At 47.8% G+C, this 18555-nt stretch carries 17 protein-coding genes and 1 pseudogene; 14 read left to right on the top strand and 4 right to left on the bottom strand.

The window, feature by feature from the left end; genetic code table 11:
* Positions 1–502 precede the first annotated feature (502 nt).
* The 5 genes from Q0372_RS03065 (at position 503) to Q0372_RS03045 (ending at position 4946) form a co-directional block, all read left to right on the top strand.
* Positions 503–1849: a DASS family sodium-coupled anion symporter gene (locus tag Q0372_RS03065; RefSeq protein ID WP_298102400.1), complete on the top strand. Its 1347-nt coding sequence runs from the start codon at positions 503–505 to the stop codon at positions 1847–1849.
* A gap of 166 nt (positions 1850–2015) precedes the next feature.
* Positions 2016–2669, top strand: coding sequence for an amino acid ABC transporter permease (locus Q0372_RS03060; protein WP_298102396.1), 654 nt, complete (start codon positions 2016–2018; stop codon positions 2667–2669).
* Between the two features lie 2 nt (positions 2670–2671).
* Positions 2672–3328, top strand: coding sequence for an amino acid ABC transporter permease (locus Q0372_RS03055; RefSeq protein WP_297881208.1), 657 nt, complete (start codon positions 2672–2674; stop codon positions 3326–3328).
* On the top strand, positions 3328–4065 hold the full coding sequence (locus Q0372_RS03050) for an amino acid ABC transporter ATP-binding protein (RefSeq protein ID WP_297951073.1): 738 nt from the start codon (positions 3328–3330) through the stop codon (positions 4063–4065). Before Q0372_RS03055 ends, Q0372_RS03050 begins: the two co-directional genes overlap by 1 nt.
* A 20-nt stretch (positions 4066–4085) precedes the next feature.
* Positions 4086–4946, top strand: coding sequence for a cysteine ABC transporter substrate-binding protein (locus Q0372_RS03045; protein ID WP_298102392.1), 861 nt, complete (start codon positions 4086–4088; stop codon positions 4944–4946).
* Positions 4947–5669: 723 nt separating this feature from the next.
* Here the strand turns inward: Q0372_RS03045 and Q0372_RS03040 are convergent.
* The 4 genes from Q0372_RS03040 to Q0372_RS03025 form a co-directional block, all read right to left on the bottom strand.
* Positions 5670–6956 carry a DUF3137 domain-containing protein gene (locus Q0372_RS03040; protein ID WP_298102387.1) on the bottom strand — a complete coding sequence of 429 codons (1287 nt, stop codon included), beginning with the start codon at positions 6954–6956 and terminating at the stop codon, positions 5670–5672.
* A gap of 196 nt (positions 6957–7152) precedes the next feature.
* Positions 7153–8346: a MalY/PatB family protein gene (locus Q0372_RS03035; RefSeq protein WP_298102384.1), complete on the bottom strand. Its 1194-nt coding sequence runs from the start codon at positions 8344–8346 to the stop codon at positions 7153–7155.
* 1 nt (position 8347) lies between these two features.
* Positions 8348–9190, bottom strand: a complete 843-nt coding sequence (locus Q0372_RS03030; RefSeq protein ID WP_298102381.1) for a DUF3737 family protein — start codon at positions 9188–9190, stop codon at positions 8348–8350.
* Positions 9191–9611: 421 nt separating this feature from the next.
* Positions 9612–10091: a hypothetical protein gene (locus Q0372_RS03025; protein WP_298102378.1), complete on the bottom strand. Its 480-nt coding sequence runs from the start codon at positions 10089–10091 to the stop codon at positions 9612–9614.
* A gap of 116 nt (positions 10092–10207) precedes the next feature.
* On the opposite strand from Q0372_RS03025, the gene Q0372_RS03020 reads away from it, so the two are divergent.
* The 9 genes and pseudogenes from Q0372_RS03020 to Q0372_RS02980 form a co-directional block, all read left to right on the top strand.
* A complete protein-coding gene (locus Q0372_RS03020; RefSeq protein ID WP_298102375.1) occupies positions 10208–10570 on the top strand; it encodes a YegP family protein in 363 nt (120 codons plus the stop codon).
* A complete protein-coding gene (locus Q0372_RS03015; RefSeq protein WP_298102373.1) occupies positions 10571–11017 on the top strand; it encodes a hypothetical protein in 447 nt (148 codons plus the stop codon).
* A 605-nt stretch (positions 11018–11622) separates the two neighbouring features.
* Positions 11623–12093 (top strand): cyclic pyranopterin monophosphate synthase MoaC, encoded by a 471-nt coding sequence (gene moaC / locus Q0372_RS03010; protein ID WP_297883165.1) that lies wholly within the window; start codon positions 11623–11625, stop codon positions 12091–12093.
* Positions 12071–12331, top strand: a complete 261-nt coding sequence (locus Q0372_RS03005; protein ID WP_297921867.1) for a DUF493 domain-containing protein — start codon at positions 12071–12073, stop codon at positions 12329–12331. Before moaC ends, Q0372_RS03005 begins: the two co-directional genes overlap by 23 nt.
* Before the next feature lie 11 nt (positions 12332–12342).
* Complete coding sequence (locus tag Q0372_RS03000; protein WP_298102370.1) at positions 12343–13602, top strand: hypothetical protein; 1260 nt, start codon at positions 12343–12345, stop codon at positions 13600–13602.
* Between the two features lie 261 nt (positions 13603–13863).
* Positions 13864–14004, top strand: a complete 141-nt coding sequence (locus Q0372_RS02995) for a hypothetical protein (RefSeq protein ID WP_298102368.1) — start codon at positions 13864–13866, stop codon at positions 14002–14004.
* Between the two features lie 717 nt (positions 14005–14721).
* Positions 14722–15531 carry a M48 family metallopeptidase gene (locus Q0372_RS02990; protein WP_298102366.1) on the top strand — a complete coding sequence of 270 codons (810 nt, stop codon included), beginning with the start codon at positions 14722–14724 and terminating at the stop codon, positions 15529–15531.
* A gap of 322 nt (positions 15532–15853) precedes the next feature.
* Complete coding sequence (locus tag Q0372_RS02985) at positions 15854–17167, top strand: hemolysin family protein (RefSeq protein ID WP_297921872.1); 1314 nt, start codon at positions 15854–15856, stop codon at positions 17165–17167.
* Between the two features lie 646 nt (positions 17168–17813).
* Positions 17814–18555: pseudogene (locus Q0372_RS02980) on the top strand (sodium-dependent transporter); the annotation flags it as partial.

The following is an 18555-nucleotide window of genomic DNA, read 5'->3' as shown; positions in this document are numbered from 1 at the left end:
CCCCACTTAAATTTTGATAAATTTTTAAGATAAGACGCAGAATTTTATCTCACTCGCCTTGGATAAAATTTTATCTCGTTTGCTAAGGACAGAATTCTATCTCGATTGCCTGGATGAAATTCGACGAAATTCTACGCCGCCCCCTTGGCAGCTAGCAAATTTAAATGCCAGAGCCATTAAAAAATAATCTGTGATGAAATTTAAAGCGCTTATTTAGTTGTTCGTTTTTATGTATAATTTAAAATTTACACACGAGATAAGTGCCGTGTTACCGATAGTAACTGCACTTTTAAAAATTTAAGACGATTTGATTTGGAATTTATAAAATTCCCGCCTCATTTTTGTATCATAAGCCAAATCCAAAAAAGGAGTATCTATGGAAGAACACAAAGTGGAGTTACGCAACTCCCGCTTACAAGGACCACTGGACTCAGACGTAGACGAGCTGGGTTTAGACAGGCTCACCGACACCGTGCCGTTTCCTAAGCGTGGTGTCATCATTATGGCGATTGCCGCTGCTGTGGGCTTTGCGCTATATGCCACGCTACCATTTGAGCCTAATGTCAAAAAAGGCCTTGCGTTACTTGCTTTTATCGCGATTATGTGGCTTACAGAGGCCGTGCATATCACGGTAACCGCACTTATGGTGCCGGTGCTTGCGGTAGCTATCGGACTTGGTAAATTCGCTAAAGATGGCACTTTCACGGCCGCCACCATCAAAAGCACGCTTGCAAATTTTGCAAACCCTACGATCTTTACCTTTTTCGGCGGTTTTGCTCTGGCAACGGCTCTGCATATGCAAAAGCTCGATAAAAAGATCGCGATGTGGCTAATCGCCCGCGCAGGCGGTCGCTTGGGTGTAGCTGCGATTTTAATCTGCCTTGCTACGGCGATCCTTTCGATGTGGGTTTCAAATACCGCAACTGCTGCTATGATGCTTCCGATCGCGCTTGGAATTTGCGCCAATATGGACGAGAGCAAAGATCGCGGCACGCTCGTGTTTTTGCTTTTAGGCATCGCGTATTCTGCAAGCATCGGAGGTCTGGGCACGCTCGTGGGATCTCCGCCAAATTTAATCGTGGCTCAAGCCTTGCACTACAGCTTCGCGGACTGGATGAAGGTAGGTTTGCCGCTAATGTGCGTGATGCTACCGATAATGCTTGTGGTGCTTTATATAATTTTCAAGCCGAATTTAAGCCATAAAATAGAGATGGATCTGGAGCATATCCCTTGGACGCGCGAGCGCATTATTACTATCGTCGTATTTGCTCTAACAGCTCTTGGCTGGATATTTTCGAAACAAATTTCAGCCCTTGTGGGCTTTAAAGTGGATGATGCTTACGTCGCCATCTGCTCGGCAGTCGTAATCGTCATACTAGGGCTTGCCAAATGGCACGACATCGCCGAAAACACCGAGTGGGGCGTGCTGCTGCTTTTTGGCGGCGGACTTACGCTAAGTGCGGTTTTAGGCGATTCCGGAGCTTCTAAGGTGCTTGGCGATCTAGTCGCGCATACTTTCGGTGGAGCGCCTACTTACATTGTACTTTTGGTAACAGCAGTTTTCATCATCTGCCTTACGGAATTTACGAGCAATACCGCCTCTGCTGCACTTTTAGTGCCGGTATTTGCGGGAGTAGCGGCTCAGATGGGGCTACCGAAAGAAACTCTTACTATAGTAATCGGTGTGGGCGCAAGCTGCGCTTTCATAATGCCGGTAGCGACACCGCCGAATGCTTTGGTTTTCGGAACGGGACGCATTCGCCAGGCGGAAATGGTACGAAGTGGCGGAATTTTAGCGATATTCTCCGCGTTTTTGGTTTCGGGATACGCGTATATTTTTTACTCGTAAAATTCCGTCAAAATTCTATAGTCCGGGTATCTGCTCGGACTAAATATATTTATAAGATATATTTTTAAACTCCTAAATTTTCGGAATTTTTATAAAAAAATTCTAATTTAACACTATTTTAATCAGTTATTTGTATAATACGCATATTTTATGGAAAGAAGAATTTATGGATTTTGATTTTATAGCTAAATTTAGCTCTATGTTCGTAAAGGCGGGAATTTTAACGCTGAAGCTCGCATTTTACGGGATTTTACTATCCATTATCATCGGCTTTATCTGCACGCTAATAAAATATAAAAGAGTACCTCTGTTAAGCCCGCTTGTGAGCGCATATATCGAGCTATCTCGCAACACTCCGCTTTTAATTCAGCTATTTTTTCTATACTACGGCCTGCCGAAGCTAGGCGTTCAAATTTCGGGCTTTACCTGCGCGATTGTAGGTCTTGCGTTTTTGGGCGGAAGCTATATGAGCGAGAGCTTTAGGCTCGGTTTTGAGGCGATAAAAAAATCTCAGATCGAAAGCGCGATGAGCCTAGGTCTTAGCGAAGCGCAGATAGTGTTTTACGTCGTGCTGCCGCGCGCCTTTGCGATCGCCCTGCCCTCCATCAGCGCAAACGTAATCTTTCTGCTTAAAGAAACTTCGATCGTTAGCATCGTAGCACTCGCCGATCTCGTTTATGCCGCAAAGGACGTGATCGGGCTGTATTATAAGACCAACGAGGCGCTATTTATGCTAAGCGTTTCGTATCTGATCATAATCCTGCCGCTTTCACTAGCGCTTACACTGCTTGAAAAGCGCCTTGCATATATGAGAGGTTAGCGATGGAACTCTTAAGCGGCGAAAATTTAATTAGGCTTCTTGGCGGGCTTGGGGTCACGCTGCAAATCGCGCTCATTTCAATCGCGGTTTCGCTCGCTCTGGGCTTGGTACTTGGAATTTTAATGGCCTCTGGGCGCAGAGCCTTATACATCCCGCTTAAAATTTGCCTAGAGATCGTGCGCATAATGCCGCCTATCGTCTGGCTATTTATCGTATATTTCGGCGCGAGTAAGGCATTTGGCATCCACATCTCAAATATCGCGGCTTCGATCATCGTCTTTAGCATCTGGGGCGTTTTTGAGATGATGGATCTGGTGCGCGGCGCCGTGCTTAGCATACCCAAGCATCAGTTCGAAAGCGCCGAAGCGCTCGCATTTAGCAGATCTCAAATTTATCTCTATGTCATCCTGCCGCTTGCGATGAGGCGTCTGGTGCCCGCAACGATAAATTTATTCAGCAGGATGATAAAAACAACCTCGATCGCCGTACTAATCGGCGTCATAGAGCTCGTCAAGGTCGGACAGCAGATCATCGAAGTGAATGTCTTCCGCGATAATTACGCGCCGCTAATCATCTACGGAGCGATATTTTTCGTATATTTTTTGATCTGCTATCCAATCTCGGCGCTTTCGAAAAAATTAGAAAATAGGTGGAGCTGATGGAAATTTTAAAAATCGATAAAGTCAATAAATTTTACGGCGAGCTGCACGCGCTAAAGGACGTCAGCCTTAGCGTCGCGCAGGGCGAAGTCGTGGTGATCCTGGGTCCTAGCGGCTGCGGCAAAAGCACCCTACTTCGCACGATCAACGGGTTAGAGCCGGTACAAAGCGGAAATTTTATAATCGAAGGCGAGCGGATCGATCAAAATTTCACAGACTGGCGCAGGATCAGGCAAAAGATCGGTATGGTCTTTCAAAGCTACGAGCTTTTCGACCACTTAAATGTTCTACATAATATAATCCTAGGTCCCGTGAAAGTCCAAGGCGTACCGCGCGAGCAAGCTGTAGAGCTAGCCAGGCATTGGCTCAAAATCGTAGGACTAGAAAATAAAGAGCGAGCCTACCCCAAAGAGCTTAGCGGCGGGCAGAAGCAGCGCATCGCGATTGTACGAAGCCTTGTGATGAAGCCCAAGATTATGCTTTTTGACGAGGTTACCGCGGCACTTGATCCCGAGATCGTGCGCGAGGTGCTAGACGTAATGCTAAATCTCGCCAAAGAGGGGCAGACGATGCTAATCGTAACGCACGAGATGGGCTTTGCGCGCGCCGTAGCCGATCGCATAGTTTTTATGGATGAGGGAAGCATCGTCGAGATTAACGAACCGGAGGCGTTCTTTACCGCTCCGAAAAGCGAGCGCGCGAAGAAATTTCTAAATATGTTCGAATTTAAAAAATAAATTTTAATAAAGGAGAAAAGATGAAAAAAACGCTAAGCACGCTTTTTATCTTAGGTGCGTTATTTTTCGCAGGCTGCAACGACGAGGGCAAAGGCTCCTCAAATTCCGCGCAAGGCTCCGTCGCGTCGCAAAGTTATATCGACGGAGTTAAAAAGCGCGGCGTAGTAAGGATCGCGGTTTTCGGCGACAAGCCGCCGTTTGGTTATATCGACGAGACGGGTAAAAACGCGGGATATGACGTGTATTTTGCAAAACGTATCGCAAAGGAGCTTTTAGGCGATGAGAGCAAGGTTCAGTTCGTGCTCGTAGAGGCCGCCAATCGCGCGGAATTTTTGGCGTCGGATAAGGTCGATATCACACTTGCAAATTTTACCGTCACACCGGAGCGCAAAGAGGTCGTAGATTTCGCGCTGCCGTATATGAAGGTAGCTCTAGGCGTCGCGAGCCCGAATGGCGATATCACCGACGTTTCGCAGCTTAAGGACAAAACGCTTTTAATCAACAAAGGCACGACTGCGGATCTGTATTTTACAAAAAACCATCCCGAGATCAAGCTTTTAAAATTTGACCAAAATACCGAGACTTTCGGTGCGATGCTGGATGGCAGGGGCGATGCGATCGCGCATGATAATACGCTTTTGTTCGCGTGGACTAAGTCAAACCCGGGCTTTAAGGTAGGTATCCGCTCGCTAGGCGATCAGGACGTCATCGCGCCTGCGGTCAAAAAGGGAAACGACGAGCTTCGCAAATGGCTTGACGATCTAATCGTGAAGCTCGCGGACGAGAAATTTTTCCACGCTGACTACGACGCGACGCTGGCGCCGGTATATGGCAACGACATCAAGGCTGACGACGTCGTAATCGAGGGCGGGAAGCTATAAATTTAGATTCGCCGTCTAGTTTAGCGGGGCAATCTTACTAAGCCCCGCAAGCTCGCAGCGACGCTGGCGCCGTAGCTTTACCAAAACGGCGTCCATAAACGCCCATAGGCAGCGAGCGCTTTTATAAGCTAGCTAAATTTATCGATCTAGCGGCAAAGTTTTGCTCTCGCACGACAAATTTAGCCGAGCCAAAATGCAGCCTAGCGCGGATCGTCGCGGTAAAATTTAAGTCGCGCGCGGCGACGTAAAATTTCAAGCAATAGTAAAATTCTAACGCAAACTGCTCGTGCGGTAAAATTTATGCCGTGCGAGCGATGATAGATCGCAAGCGCTCGCTCGTTAACGGAGCGGGAATTTATAAAATTTTATCGGCTCAAAGCGGCTTGCAAAGTCTTATACGAACGCCTCCCGCGTGCGTTCTATCTTTCGATTGGTTCGCGCGAAGGAGCGATCACATATCCACCTAAACGCACAATCCGCACGACACGTTTATTTCCACGCTCAGCTATACAGCGCATCTGTACCGCTCTAAGCCTACGATTCAGAGCGCTTTGTCTGCATATCTGTGTGTCGCCAGAGCCGTATGCAGCAGCCTCCGTCATACTCCACAGCGCCGCCGCTTGCCTCATTCGCTCCAAATTTTGCGGTTCAAATTTAGCTCGCTCACGATATCCACAAGCGCACCGATCTCATCTACGTAGAGCGCCATCGTGGCATCCTGCTTTAGCGAGCAGTCGATTCTAGGCTCGAATTATCGCGCCAGGTCTCGATCGCCACGTAAATTTTATCCTCCCTTAGCACCGCGTTTATCTGCGAGCCTAGCCTTAGATAGACCTCCGTCAGTCGCTGCATCAAAAGCGGCGTCAGAGCGTATCTCGCGCCTACCTGATCGGTCGTATAGACATCAAAAAATTCCTCAAATTTCACATCGTCCATATTCGCTCGCTGCCCGTATTTGCGCAGATTTCGCGAGTTTTTGTGACACACCCGCACCTCGCAGCTAAGCCTTTTGTGAAAGTCCGCGACGAAAAGCACTCCGTGAAATTTTACGTAGGTGCGAGTGCCGTTTTTGGTGCGCACCTTTTCGGCGGCGTAAAAGTCGCTAAATCTAACGCGCACGCCCTGCACCTCCCCGCTCATCATATCCTCGCTCGATTGCTCGTTTATGTAGCAGTCGTAAATTTCAAAAAACTCATCCGTCCCCAGCCCGCCGCTTTCATCGTAGCTAAGCCCGAAGCTTTTTGCGATGCTCGCGACGACCCTATTTTTAAAATTTGATCTAAAATTCCGTCTTTTGCTCGCCGTCAAAAGAGCGCTCACGATGCCGTAAACGGAGATGCCGAAAAATACGCCGGGCGCCACTTCGTCCCAAAAGCGCGCCACCAGTGCGCCCACGCCGGTCCCTACGGCAGCAGCGACGAGACCGGCCTTTTTCACCGCTTTTTGCAGCGCCGCGCGCTCATCTTCCAGGCTCTGCAGATCGGTGAAGAAGTTAAATTTTGACCCGACTACTCCGTCTTTTTCGCTCCCGCCCTCGCCTTCGGCGGCTTTAGGCTCAAACCTCCCGCAAGTAGCGTTCATGCGGCTGTCGCTCTCTTTGGAGCCGCTACCCTCGTCTGCTTCGGCTTTTAATACCTGCCCCTCTTTCGCATCGGCTCTTAAAATTTGCCCATCTTGCGCCGCGCCCTGCCCTAATGCGTCCGTATCTTGCGCCGTATCAAAGCCGCTAAATTTATCGAAATTTGCGCGCTGCGTGCCGCCGTTTTTGCCAAAGCTTAAGCTGTAAAATAAGCGGTAGAGCAGTCCGTTTAAAACTGGAAAGATGATGAAAAGCACGACTATAAGCCAATTCGTATCAAATGAGACGGGCTCTGCTCTGGTATTCAAAAACGCATAAAGCCCGAGCAGCAGTAGGGTTATCAAAAATGAGACGAGCTTGCTAATGCGCGCGAGCTTTTCGCGCCGTTTTTCAAGCAGGTAAAGCTCTTCCAGATCGCCGTTTCTATCCATAATCCGCCTTTTGTAGCGCATTTAAGCGCCGGTTTTTGCCGCGCGTAAATTTAAACGTTCGCGCGCCGCAAGTTTGATCGCCGCCAAATTTAGCGCAAAGCTCGCGCCCTGCTGTAAAATTTTAAAATTTGCTCCGACGCTTTAAATTTGGCCGTTATAAAATTTTAAATTTCGTCTTTGCCGCGCCGCAGCTTGCTCAATGCGGGCAGATCTTTAGCGCCTCTTTCAACCGCCCTAGCCCGTCTTTTAACAGCGCCCTAGATGTCGCGATATTTAGGCGCAAAAATTTCTCGCCGCCCTTGCCGTATTGCGCGCCGCAGGAGAGATACAGCCCCGTTTTTTCGCGGATGAAGCGCGCAAGCTCCGCGCTATCCTGCGTGTAAGCGCCCGCATCAAGCCACATCAGATAGGTCGCGTCTTGCGGCACGACGCGCACCTGCGGAAGCTCACGCGCGATAAATTCCGCCGCAAATTTGCGATTTTCGCTGAGGTATTCGCGCAGAGCATCCAGCCACGCCGCACCCTTCGTAAATGCGGCGATCGCTCCTTGGACGCCGAAAAAATTCGGCTCGGCGATGTCGTCGGAATTTAGCGCTTTTGAAATTTTATGACGCAAGCGCTTATCTGCGGCAAAGACCGCCGCGCTTTGCAACCCTGCGATGTTAAACGCCTTGGTTGGCGCGATTATGGAGGCTGAAATTTTCTCGCACGTCTCGCTCGCGGCAGCAAATGGCGTGTAACGCACGCCGGGCTCGGTCAGATCGCAATGCACCTCATCGCTAAGCACCGTCACGCCGTGCTTCTCGCACAGCTCGCCGATACGGGCGAGATCGTCCCTGCTAAAGGTGCGGCCGACCGGATTGTGAGGGTTACAAAGGATAAAAAGCGTCATCTGCGGATCGGCAAGTTTAGCCTCCAAATCCTCCCAATCGATGCTATAATCGCCGCTAGCATAGGCAAGCTCGTTTTCCGCAGGCACGCGGGCGGCGTTTTTGATGCAGTAATAAAAGCAGTTATAAACAGGACTCATCAGCAGCACGTTTTCAGCGGGCGAGGTGAGCTTGCGAATGATCGAATCAATCGCAGGCAGCGTGCCATTTGCATAGATCAGCCACTCCTTTTGGATTTCATAATCGTGGCGTGCAAGCCACCAGCCTTGATACGCGCTGCGCCACTCATCATCGACAAGAGAATAGCCCAAAACCCGCTCATTTAGCCGCTTTTGCAGAGCCTCGATGATCTCGGGCGCTACGGCAAAGTCCATATCCGCGACCCACATCGGAAGCTCATTCTCGCCTACGTCCCATTTAAGCGACTTCGTGCCGCGGCGGTTCGGCAGGGTATCGAAATCGTATTTCTCCTTGCCGCTTATAAAATCAAAAAGTCCCATCTTACGCCCTTAATTCAGTAATAATTTCAGTTTTAGACGCGTCCGTTGCGCCATCTAGGATCAGCTCGCCGATGCTTGCCGCGCGGATTAGCCCGCTGCTCGGATTTTTGACGCTATCGATCGCACCTTTTACCTCGGCATGCACGTCGCTGTATTCAAACGCTAGCGTCGTATTTATCAGCTCGCAGTCTTGCAAGCGCAGGTTTTGCATATAGCAAAAGCCCTGCAGGCTCTCGATCTTGCAGTTTCGCAGCGTTACATTTTTGGAATTCCATCCAAAGTACTCGCCCGCGATGAAGCAGTCTTCAACCACGATATTTTCGCAGTTCCAAAACGCGTCCTTGGATAGAAGTTTGGAGTTTTTGATCGTTACGTTTCTGCAGCCGTCGAAGCAGTAATCCCCGAAGAGCGATAGATTTTCGATGCTTAAGTTTTCGCAATCAAGCCCAAAATAAGCGCCCTTTGCGGTGACATTTTTTAGCGTGACATCGCTGCAGTGCCACAAGGTCTCTTGCGCATCATGAAATTCCACGTTTTGCAGCGCGGCGTCTTTTACGCGGCGAAGCCCTTTAGGCGCGCCGTAGAGGCAGTCTTTTAGCACCACGCCGCGGCTATACCAGATCCCTGCGCGCGCGATCTCGTCGAATAAGCAGTCCTGCGCGCGGATATTTTCGGCGTACCAAAACGGATATTTCCACTCAAATTTACAGTTTTGCGCGACGATATTTGCACTGTGTTTTAGCGGCGACTCGCCCTCGCCGAAGACGGAATTTTCGATCCGCAGATCCTTTGCGCCGAACAGCGCGCGCTCGCCGCTAAAGTGCTTTTGTCTTAATATTTGCATGGCTTTCCTTAGATTTTAAATTTGCTTCAGATTATACAAGGAATTTCAAAATTCCGCGTAGCTTAGGCGTATGAAACGCAAGCGAATTTTAAAAATTTTAAAATTTAAAGGCGGCGAAGGGCTAAATTTGACGCGCCTCGGTAGTGGTTACGAAACATATGCGGCGAATGCACGGCAAATAGCCGCGCGCTTATAAAGGCGTTTTTGTAAACACCCTAATGAAGCGCGCCCAGGTTGTTACGGCGAGCCGCACAGGCGCCCGTATCCACTCGCGACGTGCGTCGCCCAAAAGATACAAAAAATTTATCGCAAGCGGCGTTTTATAAAATTTGTAAAATTTTCTACAATCAACGTGCAAGTTCCTTTAAAGCGTCGTGTCTGAAAAAGCGCAAATTTTACCCCGCGAACAAACGGGGTGCGTCTAATGCTCGTGGTGATGCGAGTGCGCGTCTTCGCCGCGGTCTCGATCTGTAGCGCGCTTTCGCAGATCAAAATACACAAAAAGCCCGCTAGGCTCGCCATCCTCGTAAATTTCAAGTTTGTAGCGCATTACGGCGTGCGTGCACACTGCAACATCAAGCGTCGCTTCATAGCCGTCTGCGCTGCGCTTTAGCGGGAATTCCGCATTGCCCATATTCATACTCACGCCCGAAATTTTAACGCTCGGATTTTTCAGCTCACGCGAAATTCCGCTTATTTTTAGCTCGTTTACTCCCGCTTCGATCGGATGGCGCGCTACGCTAAAGAGCGCCTTCTGCCCGCCGGCGTTAGTCTCGCAGTCCTGTGCGGCTAGATTGCAGCCCAGACGCATCCTTATATCCTTAAATAATGCATCGCTCTCATCCGCGCCAAATCCTAAAGTAGCGGCGAAAATCAAGCTAAAACGTAGAGCCTTTATCATTATGATCCTTTGTAAATGAAATTTGTGCGCAATTTTAGCAGAAAATTCCGCGCCTATTAAAAATATTTATTAAAATTTTAGCTAAAATAACGATATCTTCTACGAAAGGATGAAAAATGGCTGAGTTTTTAATCAAAGACGCCAAGAACGGCTGCAAATTCGATCTACTCTATGACGGACACGTGCTATGTACCTCCGAGGTTTACACGAGCAAGGCCGCTTGCAAAAACGGCATCGAAAGCGTCGCAAAAAACGCCGCGCTAAATAAGATCGAAGATCAAATCGCGGGCGGAGAAAAGCTAAACAATCCGAAATTTGAGCTTTACACCGATAAAGCAGACAAGGTTCGCTTCCGCCTAACGGCCAGCAACGGACAGATCATCGCCGTTAGTAAAGATTTTGAAGCCAAAGCGGACGCTCTAAAAGTAATAGAGCTTATCGTCAAACAGGCCCCGAAAGCCAAGATCAAGGAGGCGTAAATGGACATAAACGGACTTGTAAAAATGGTCTCTGCACTCAAAAACGACGATAAAAATTTAAGAGAATTTCAAAGCGGCCCTGTCGCTTTTATCGAAAAATTTCTAGGCGCGGACCTGCCCGACGACCAGATAAATGCGATAATTGCGGGCATCAGCTCAAATTTTTTAAGCAAAAACGAAAGCGGCGGATCTAGCTCGCTAGGCTCGATGCTGGGCGGACTTTTGGGCGGCGGCGAGGACGTGCAAGCAAACGCCGTCGATAGCAAAGGCGTGGATTTTAGCGCGCTGATCGGCAAAATCGCAAGCGCCAAGCTCGACCTTAACGGCGACGGTAAAATCGATATCAACGACGCAAGTAGCTTTTTGGGCGATCTTTTAGGAGGCGGCGCAAACGGCGAAGACAAGGAGTTAAATTTAGGCAGCCTGCTAAAAACGTTTAAAATTTAAACGAGGCTAAATTTAAAACGCAGACCGGATTTTGCGCGACGATGTTTAAATTTACGCGCGCTATTTTAATCCGCGCCTGCGCCGTTTAACGCTCGCGTGAAGGGTTAAATTTACGCTGCATTGCGCGCGAGCCCTTGAGTTTAAGCAAAACGAGCTTAAATTTAAACGCCGTCTTGCTCTAAATTTAAGCTCGTTTTTTTGCGGCGTCTTATTTATACTGCCTCGGCAGAGCGCCCTGCTCCGCTCTTTTGATCGTCCATATTGAGCCAAAATAACCACAAACTGCTTTAAATTTTATCTTTGCTCTTTAACGTCCGCTTTAAATTTAGTCGCTCTTTGACTCCGTTTTGTTTTACCGTCCATTCAAATGCCCGCACAGCGCGCCATAGCATGCCATTAAATTTTTAAAAACGGCTATAAATTAAGCGCGAAAGAGTTCGCCTAAAAAGGATATATTTTATTTCTATTTACTGTTTAGGTAGTATAATCGTTCTCGTCCGACAAGATAAAACCTCCTTTTTGTATGAAGCCCGAGTTTAAAAGCTCGGGCTTTTTTTATGCCCGAAATTCTGCTATAATCCCGCCAAAAACTGCAAGGAAATTTTATGCTTTCACATATCGACGAAAACAATATGCCACGTATGGTGGATGTCGGCGCTAAGGATGATAGCGAGCGCGTAGCCACCGCTAGCGGTATCATCCGCATGAGCGCGGAGGCGTTTGCCGCCGTCAAGCAAAATACGGCCAAAAAAGGCCCCGTGCTTCAAACCGCCGTCGTTGCCGCGATAATGGGCGCTAAAAAGACGAGTGAGCTAATACCAATGACCCATCCGCTTACGATTACTTCGATTAAAACCGATATTGAGGAGCTTGCGAGCGAGTGCGCATTTAAGCTTTTCGTAACTGTAAAAATCACGGGCAAAACGGGCGTCGAGATGGAAGCGCTAACGGGCGTGAGCGTGGGGTTACTGACGATTTATGATATGCTAAAAGCGATAGATAAATCGATGCAGATTACCGACATCGTGCTGCAACGCAAAGAAGGAGGCAAAAGTGGCGTGTATACTAGGAGCTGAAAAGCCAAAAATCGACTATCCGCTCTTTTGGGAATATAAAATTATCCTGGATGCAAGCACCCAAAAGCGCGAGCAGATCGATGAAATTTTAAAGGGCGAAAATTACAAAATAGACTTTTCGCGCTTTTCAAACGGCGGCAAATATATGAGCTTCAACGTAAGCGTTTTCGTTAAAGACGACTTGCATCGAAACGAAATTTTCGAGCGCTTAAAAGCCCACTTTAAATATGTATTGTGACAGGAGATGAAATGAAAGAAGCAATAATCAAAAAATTCGGCGCCGATCTCGCGCAAATTAGCGGTGAGGAGCTGGCGGCCTGCGTGCAAAATTTAGCTTTTGAACAAAGCCTGAAGACTCTGTGCGGACTTAGCGAAGACGCCAAAAGCGCTAAAAGCGCCGAGCTCATCTTAAGCTTCGCCGCCGAGCTTAGCGAAATAGGAGCTCTAAAGGACGCCTCCTCCGAAGCGTTAATCGAAGGGGTGAAAAAGGCGCTGTGTGACGAGGACGAGCAGGCTCTTTACAAGCTCATCTACGACTACGACGATCTGCGTAAAAAGATCGCTTGTAAACAAAAGGCGATTAAAACCCTTGTTTTGCGCAGCTACGACGATCTGGATACCGCGCTGCAAAACGCAAGCGAAGCGGAGCTAAAAGAACGCATAGGCTCGGCGCTACAGCGAGCGATCGCGAGCAAACTTCCGCTTGCGGACGTACTTAAAGAAGCAAGCGAACTGGCCTTTATAAGCGTGCTAGAAAGCGGCACCGACATCGAGGATACCGCGCACGAGACGGCAAAAAACATCGCATTTTCGGCTATAGGCGACGGAGAATTTACGAAATTCCGCACAAAAGAAATTTCAAAAATCATCATAAATCGCGCGATTTTCGTCGCAAACGAGAGCAAAAATACAGCCTCTGCACTGATTAGAGGCGCGATTTTAGGCTGCTACGACGGCATAAACAAAGCCGCCGAAAGATACCGCGACGAGCTAAGTTTCTCGCCAGCAAGCGACGCACAGAGCCTAGAGAACGAAAGGCTTCAAATTTCGCAGATGAGCGAGCTATTTAGCGCCGTGCTAAGCGACGCGGTCGCAAGCTCGGAGGAGCCCGCTAAAAGCGAGATCGCCAAGATCGCCGATGAAGAATTTGGAGGCTACCTGGCTAAATTTAGAAAAATTTCAAGCGATCTTGCCGAGCAGCTAAGCGCCAAAATCGGCGAGATCGAGCTTGGCGAGCGCGCAAAAAAGGCGAGCGCCAAAGCGCGCGAAATCACTCAAGAGCTGAGCCAAAAAAGTGCCAAAATCATCGAAAACCTCGATCTGGACGAGAAACTGGACGCAATCAAAAAAGAGCTTAGCGAGTTTGAAAAGAAGATGAGCCAAAAATTTGCCGAGCTAAAAAGCTCTGACGTCGCCAAAAACGTAAGCGAAAGGGCGCGCGAGATGAGCGCCAAGGCTTACGAGGCCGCAAAAGAAACGATCGCCAAGCTAAAGTCCAAAAAGGACTAAATGGGCGCCGCAGGTGCAAAATCCCTAGCGGTAAACACTCAGCGCTCACTGTTTTGCGCTGCAAAATTTACTAGCATGCCTTAAAGCTCGCGTGCCCTAAAAGAAAGGAGCTTTCGTTAGAGTTTGCGAGGCCTGCGCAGAATTCTTTGTGCGCTTTAACGGCGCTGTAAAATTCCATGCTGATAAAGAATTTTAGGAATTTTGCATAGCTAAATTTAGATGCGCGCTGCAAAATTCCGTGCCGCCAAAAATCCTACGGCGATGCGAGATTCTGTCCTATCCAAATCTTGCCGCAGCGATAAAATTCTAAGTGCAAAATTTTATAGCTGTCAGAGCATATATAAAATTCCAAAAACGGCGCGGAATTTTAAGCTTGAAATTTCATCATACAAATTTGCGTAGCCGAATTTTAAAATTCTAAACGCGTAAAATTAAAATTCTACCCAAAATGATACGGCGCGGTTTGCAGTTTGAAATTTTATCCCGACGCGCGTGAATGAAATTCCGCGAGATAAAATTCTACGAAAAGGCGTCTGTGGCGTTTGGCATTTCTGCGATCATTTCAATTCCCACAACGAAATTTTATTGCAGCACAAGATGCAGTGGTATAGTGCCTTTTGCCAAGTTAATAATTAGAATTTATGCGCACAAAATACTAGCGCGGCTCATCTCAAATCATAGCGACATCCGAGCCCATTTTATCACGCGATTTGATTGTGCAAATTTCAAATTGCTCCTATCCGCCCGAACTGAGCGCTTAGTGCAAATAAAATTTCGCCGAATTTATCGTAGCCTACGCAGCATAAATTTAAAACCGCGGCCCAATCTCTGCTCTATTTAGGCGTAGAGGCACCTTGTTTATGCAGCGCCGCGCTTAGATAAGATCACTACTTTCACACAGCAATGCCTAGTTTACGCCACGATAAAATTCTGCGAAATCACCGCTAAATTTTATCGCTAAATTACAAGGCCCAATTCTATTTTAAAGGCGACGGGCGTCCTTAAATTTTACGGCAAATTCCAAATAGATCGCGCCTGCAAAATCCGGCAATCCAAAATAAAATTCTAAAAATTTAATCAAATTTCGCTAAAATCGCCGCAAAATTCCAAGGAGAAAAGATGAAAAAATTAGCTCTTTTAATATCCTTTGCTGCGATGATGATTTTTACCGGCTGCGCGAGCACCACGCAAGGCGGCGCCGTAGGCATCGACCGCTCGCAATTCATCACCGTAAGCGAAGCTGAAATGGATCAAAGTGCCGCGCTTGCCTACAGGCAGATTACCGCCCAAGCAAACGCCAAACATGTCCTAAATACCGATAAAAAGCTAACTGATCGCGTTAGAGGCATCTCGAGGCGCCTAATCGCTCAAGTCGGCGCATTTCGCAAAGACGCACTGAAATGGAACTGGCAGGTAAACGTCATCAACGACCCTACGATCAATGCTTGGTGTATGCCTGGCGGTCGCATCGTAGTATATACGGGCATCATTGAGAAGCTTAAGCTTACCGATGCCGAGTTAGCTGCTATTTTGGGGCACGAGATGTCGCACGCACTGCGCGAACACAGCCGCGAGCGAGCCTCGACTGAACAGATGAAAGATGTCGGTATCGCCGTAGCAAGCTCTGCAGCGGGGCTTGGAGATCTGGGCTCGGCGGCTTTGAACATGGCGGCGCAGTACACATTCACGCTGCCGTTTTCGCGCACACATGAGACGGAGGCCGATCTGATGGGTGTCGAGCTGATGGCGCGCGCAGGATACGACCCGCGAGCGGCGATAAACGTCTGGGAGAAGATGAATAAGCTAAATGAGAGCCATCCGCTTAAATTTATGTCCACGCACCCTTCAAACGACGATCGCATCGCCGATCTAAAAGAGGTGATGCCGAAAGTCTTGCCGCTTTACGAGGCTGCCACAAGAAATAGATAGTCTTGCGATTTAAAATTTCGCAAGAGCTTGCGCGCTGAGGTTTTTTTAAGTAGCAGGTTTTATCGTCGCATTTAAATTTCTTAATGGGCTTGCGCGCGGCGCTAGGATTATCCGCCGCAGCGCTGTAGCTCTATTGCGATAAAATCTCGCCGCGACAAAGGCCTGCCGCAGTACGAAATTTTAAATTACGGCAGAATTCTACAAGCGGGCGCGAGGCATTTTCCATATCTTTTGGATTTTAAAGTGTTTTTAGATATAATCATAAATATTTATTTTTAAATTTCAAAGGATAAGAAATTTGGACACGGACAGTTCGGTTTTAATGTTAGTTTTAGCTTTTGTATTCATCTTTATGAATGCTTTTTTTGTTCTTTCGGAATTCTCAATCGTCAAAGTAAGAAAGTCTCGCCTCGAAGAGCTTATCAAGGATAAAATTCCAAACGCAAAGCTCGCTTTTAAAATTTCAAACTCCCTAGACACCTATCTCAGCGCCACACAGCTAGGCATTACGATAAGCTCGCTCGCCCTCGGCTGGATCGGTGAGCCCGCGGTATCGAGACTGATCGAGCTGCCACTAAGATCCATCGGCATAGGCGGCGGAGCGGCGGCGCATACGATCGCTTTCGTCATATCTTTTACGCTCGTTACGTTATTTCACGTCGTGCTTGGCGAGCTAGTGCCAAAATCCATCGCTATTGCTAAAACCGAGAAGATCGTGCTTTTCATCTCCAGGCCGCTTCATATTTTTTGGATTATGTTTTTTCCGATTATCAAGGCGTTTGACTTCATCGCTGCCGTATCGCTTAAAATCATCGGCGTAAAGCCCGCCAAAGAGAGCGAGCTCGCGCTTTCTGACGAGGAGATCAAAATCATCGCAAGCGAGAGCCTAAAAGGAGGCGTGCTCGATAGCCTAGAGACCGAGATCATCAAAAACGCCGTCGATTTTAGCGACACGGTCGCCAAAGAGATAATGACACCGAGGCGCGATCTAGTTTGCCTAAATAAGCAAAAAAGCTACGATGAAAACTACGCGACCGTCTTGCAGTCGAAATTTACGCGCTTCCCATATATCGACGGCAGCAAAGACAACGTCCTAGGTCTCATCCATATCCGTGACATCATCCAACAAAAGGGAGATAAAAGCTTCGATAAGATCGTGCGCAAGCTCATCATCGTGCCTGAAAACAGCCCGATCTCTAAAATTTTACCGATGATGAATAAGCAGCGCATTTTTGCCGCGCTCGTCATCGACGAATACGGCGGCACGGCGGGATTTTTGACGATGGAAGATATAATAGAAGAAATTTTTGGCGACATCAACGACGAGCACGACGCGAATGCACAAAATTTTAAATGTATCGACGAGAACACCTTTGAGTTTAGAGGCCGCTTCGAGATCGAGGGCGTCGAGGAGGTGATGGGCATCGACTTCGACGAGGAGACCGAGCAGCTAACGATTGGCGGCTACGTCTTTAACCTCTTCGGCAGCCTACCTGAAATCGGCGATAAAATAAGCGATGAAAACTGCGACTATGAAGTGCTGCGAATGGACGGCACTAGGGTCTCGCTCGTAAAAGCGATCAAAAAAGCAGTCGCGCAGCCGCAAGAAAATGAAGAAGCTGAGAAAAATAACTAAGCCAAAGTGCGGGTTAATAAATTTCACTCTGCAATGCTGCGTGCCGGAAATTTCAAACATGCTGCCGCTTGCGACGCTCCCAATCCCCATATAGGGCAAAATTTATTCGCCGCTCCCGTATAGATGCCCTAATAGCGGGTAGAGGAATGCCCGCCGCCCTTCAGAGCGCCATAAAGTGCTATTTATAAGTCCTCGTCATATTACAAACGAAAGGCGAAATCTACCACGAAAATTCTGCCAGAACAATGCTAGATAGAATTTCTTGATGAGCCTATTTTTAAATTTTGCGAGATCGTAGATTTTAAAAATTTCAAAATTTCGCGGAATTTTAAAATTTCAATTGATCTAAATTTCTCGGCTAACTTAAATATCAAGCCCAGCTACAAGCCCAGACCAAGCGAATTTTAAAGCCAAAGCCTAAGCGCAAAATTCTAAAATTATAAAGATAAAATTTTACCGCGCAGTATCGCAGAATTAACTCTATCGATTTTGATCATAAAATTTCGCCAATCTTGCTTTAAAACTTCGCGATTTTAAATTCTAAAAATTCCTAAGTAATCAAATCGGCACGCCTTAAAATTCCGCATAAATAAATCTTAAATTCCTTTTTGCTACCATAACGAAAATTTTTTGCACGGATGACTTTATGACAAAACACAAATTCTCATCGCGTTGGGCTTTTATCATCGCTTGCGTGGGCTCCGCCGTAGGTATGGCAAATGTCTGGGGCTTCCCTTATAAACTCGGCACAAACGGCGGCGGTGCATTTTTGCTAATTTACGTTTTTTTCGTAGCGCTGTTTTCATACGTAGGCCTAAGCGCCGAATACGCGATCGGTCGCCGCGCCAAAACAGGCACGCTGGGCTCATACGAATACGCGTGGAAAAGCCGCGGACTTGGCGCTATCGGTAAGGTTATCGGCTGGCTACCACTTGCCGGTTCGATGTGTATCGCGGTAGGCTATGCCGTCATCATCGCCTACGTTCTAAAAGCGCTAGTTCAAGCCATAGACGGCTCGCTAATGAGTGAAAATACCGATACGTGGTTCAACTCTTTTGCCCTGACGCCCTACTCCGTGGTGCCTTATCACTGCATAATCGTCGCAGGCACGTTGTTGACGCTGTTTTTCGGCGCTAAAAGCATCGAAAAAACGAATAAAATTATGATGCCGCTATTTTTCGTGCTATTTGCAATTTTGGCAATTAGGGTTGCGACACTGCAAGGCGCTACAGGCGGATATGCCTTTCTTTTCGGCGCCGATTTTACTAAGCTAGCAGATCCGATGGTTTGGATTTCTGCGATGGGACAGGCATTTTTCTCGCTATCGATTACGGGCTCAGGTGCAGGACGTGCTGTGGCGCGAGGTGATGCAGCTGAAGGATATCGTG

It is taken from the genome of uncultured Campylobacter sp. (assembly GCF_937997405.1).
Lineage (GTDB): Bacteria > Campylobacterota > Campylobacteria > Campylobacterales > Campylobacteraceae > Campylobacter_B.
This window is presented reverse-complemented; position numbering and strand designations above follow the sequence as displayed.

What these genes read in the sequence shown, in the direction of transcription:
- Q0372_RS03065 (WP_298102400.1), top strand. Translation starts at nt 503, where the DNA reads ATGGCGATTGCCGCTGCTGTGGGCTTTGCGCTATATGCCACGCTACCA.
- Q0372_RS03060 (WP_298102396.1), top strand. Translation starts at nt 2,016, where the DNA reads ATGGATTTTGATTTTATAGCTAAATTTAGCTCTATGTTCGTAAAGGCG.
- Q0372_RS03055 (WP_297881208.1), top strand. Translation starts at nt 2,672, where the DNA reads ATGGAACTCTTAAGCGGCGAAAATTTAATTAGGCTTCTTGGCGGGCTT.
- Q0372_RS03050 (WP_297951073.1), top strand. Translation starts at nt 3,328, where the DNA reads ATGGAAATTTTAAAAATCGATAAAGTCAATAAATTTTACGGCGAGCTG.
- Q0372_RS03045 (WP_298102392.1), top strand. Translation starts at nt 4,086, where the DNA reads ATGAAAAAAACGCTAAGCACGCTTTTTATCTTAGGTGCGTTATTTTTC.
- Q0372_RS03040 (WP_298102387.1), bottom strand. Translation starts at nt 6,956, where the DNA reads ATGGATAGAAACGGCGATCTGGAAGAGCTTTACCTGCTTGAAAAACGG.
- Q0372_RS03035 (WP_298102384.1), bottom strand. Translation starts at nt 8,346, where the DNA reads ATGGGACTTTTTGATTTTATAAGCGGCAAGGAGAAATACGATTTCGAT.
- Q0372_RS03030 (WP_298102381.1), bottom strand. Translation starts at nt 9,190, where the DNA reads ATGCAAATATTAAGACAAAAGCACTTTAGCGGCGAGCGCGCGCTGTTC.
- Q0372_RS03025 (WP_298102378.1), bottom strand. Translation starts at nt 10,091, where the DNA reads ATGATAAAGGCTCTACGTTTTAGCTTGATTTTCGCCGCTACTTTAGGA.
- Q0372_RS03020 (WP_298102375.1), top strand. Translation starts at nt 10,208, where the DNA reads ATGGCTGAGTTTTTAATCAAAGACGCCAAGAACGGCTGCAAATTCGAT.
- Q0372_RS03015 (WP_298102373.1), top strand. Translation starts at nt 10,571, where the DNA reads ATGGACATAAACGGACTTGTAAAAATGGTCTCTGCACTCAAAAACGAC.
- moaC (WP_297883165.1), top strand. Translation starts at nt 11,623, where the DNA reads ATGCTTTCACATATCGACGAAAACAATATGCCACGTATGGTGGATGTC.
- Q0372_RS03000 (WP_298102370.1), top strand. Translation starts at nt 12,343, where the DNA reads ATGAAAGAAGCAATAATCAAAAAATTCGGCGCCGATCTCGCGCAAATT.
- Q0372_RS02995 (WP_298102368.1), top strand. Translation starts at nt 13,864, where the DNA reads ATGCGAGATTCTGTCCTATCCAAATCTTGCCGCAGCGATAAAATTCTA.
- Q0372_RS02990 (WP_298102366.1), top strand. Translation starts at nt 14,722, where the DNA reads ATGAAAAAATTAGCTCTTTTAATATCCTTTGCTGCGATGATGATTTTT.
- Q0372_RS02985 (WP_297921872.1), top strand. Translation starts at nt 15,854, where the DNA reads ATGTTAGTTTTAGCTTTTGTATTCATCTTTATGAATGCTTTTTTTGTT.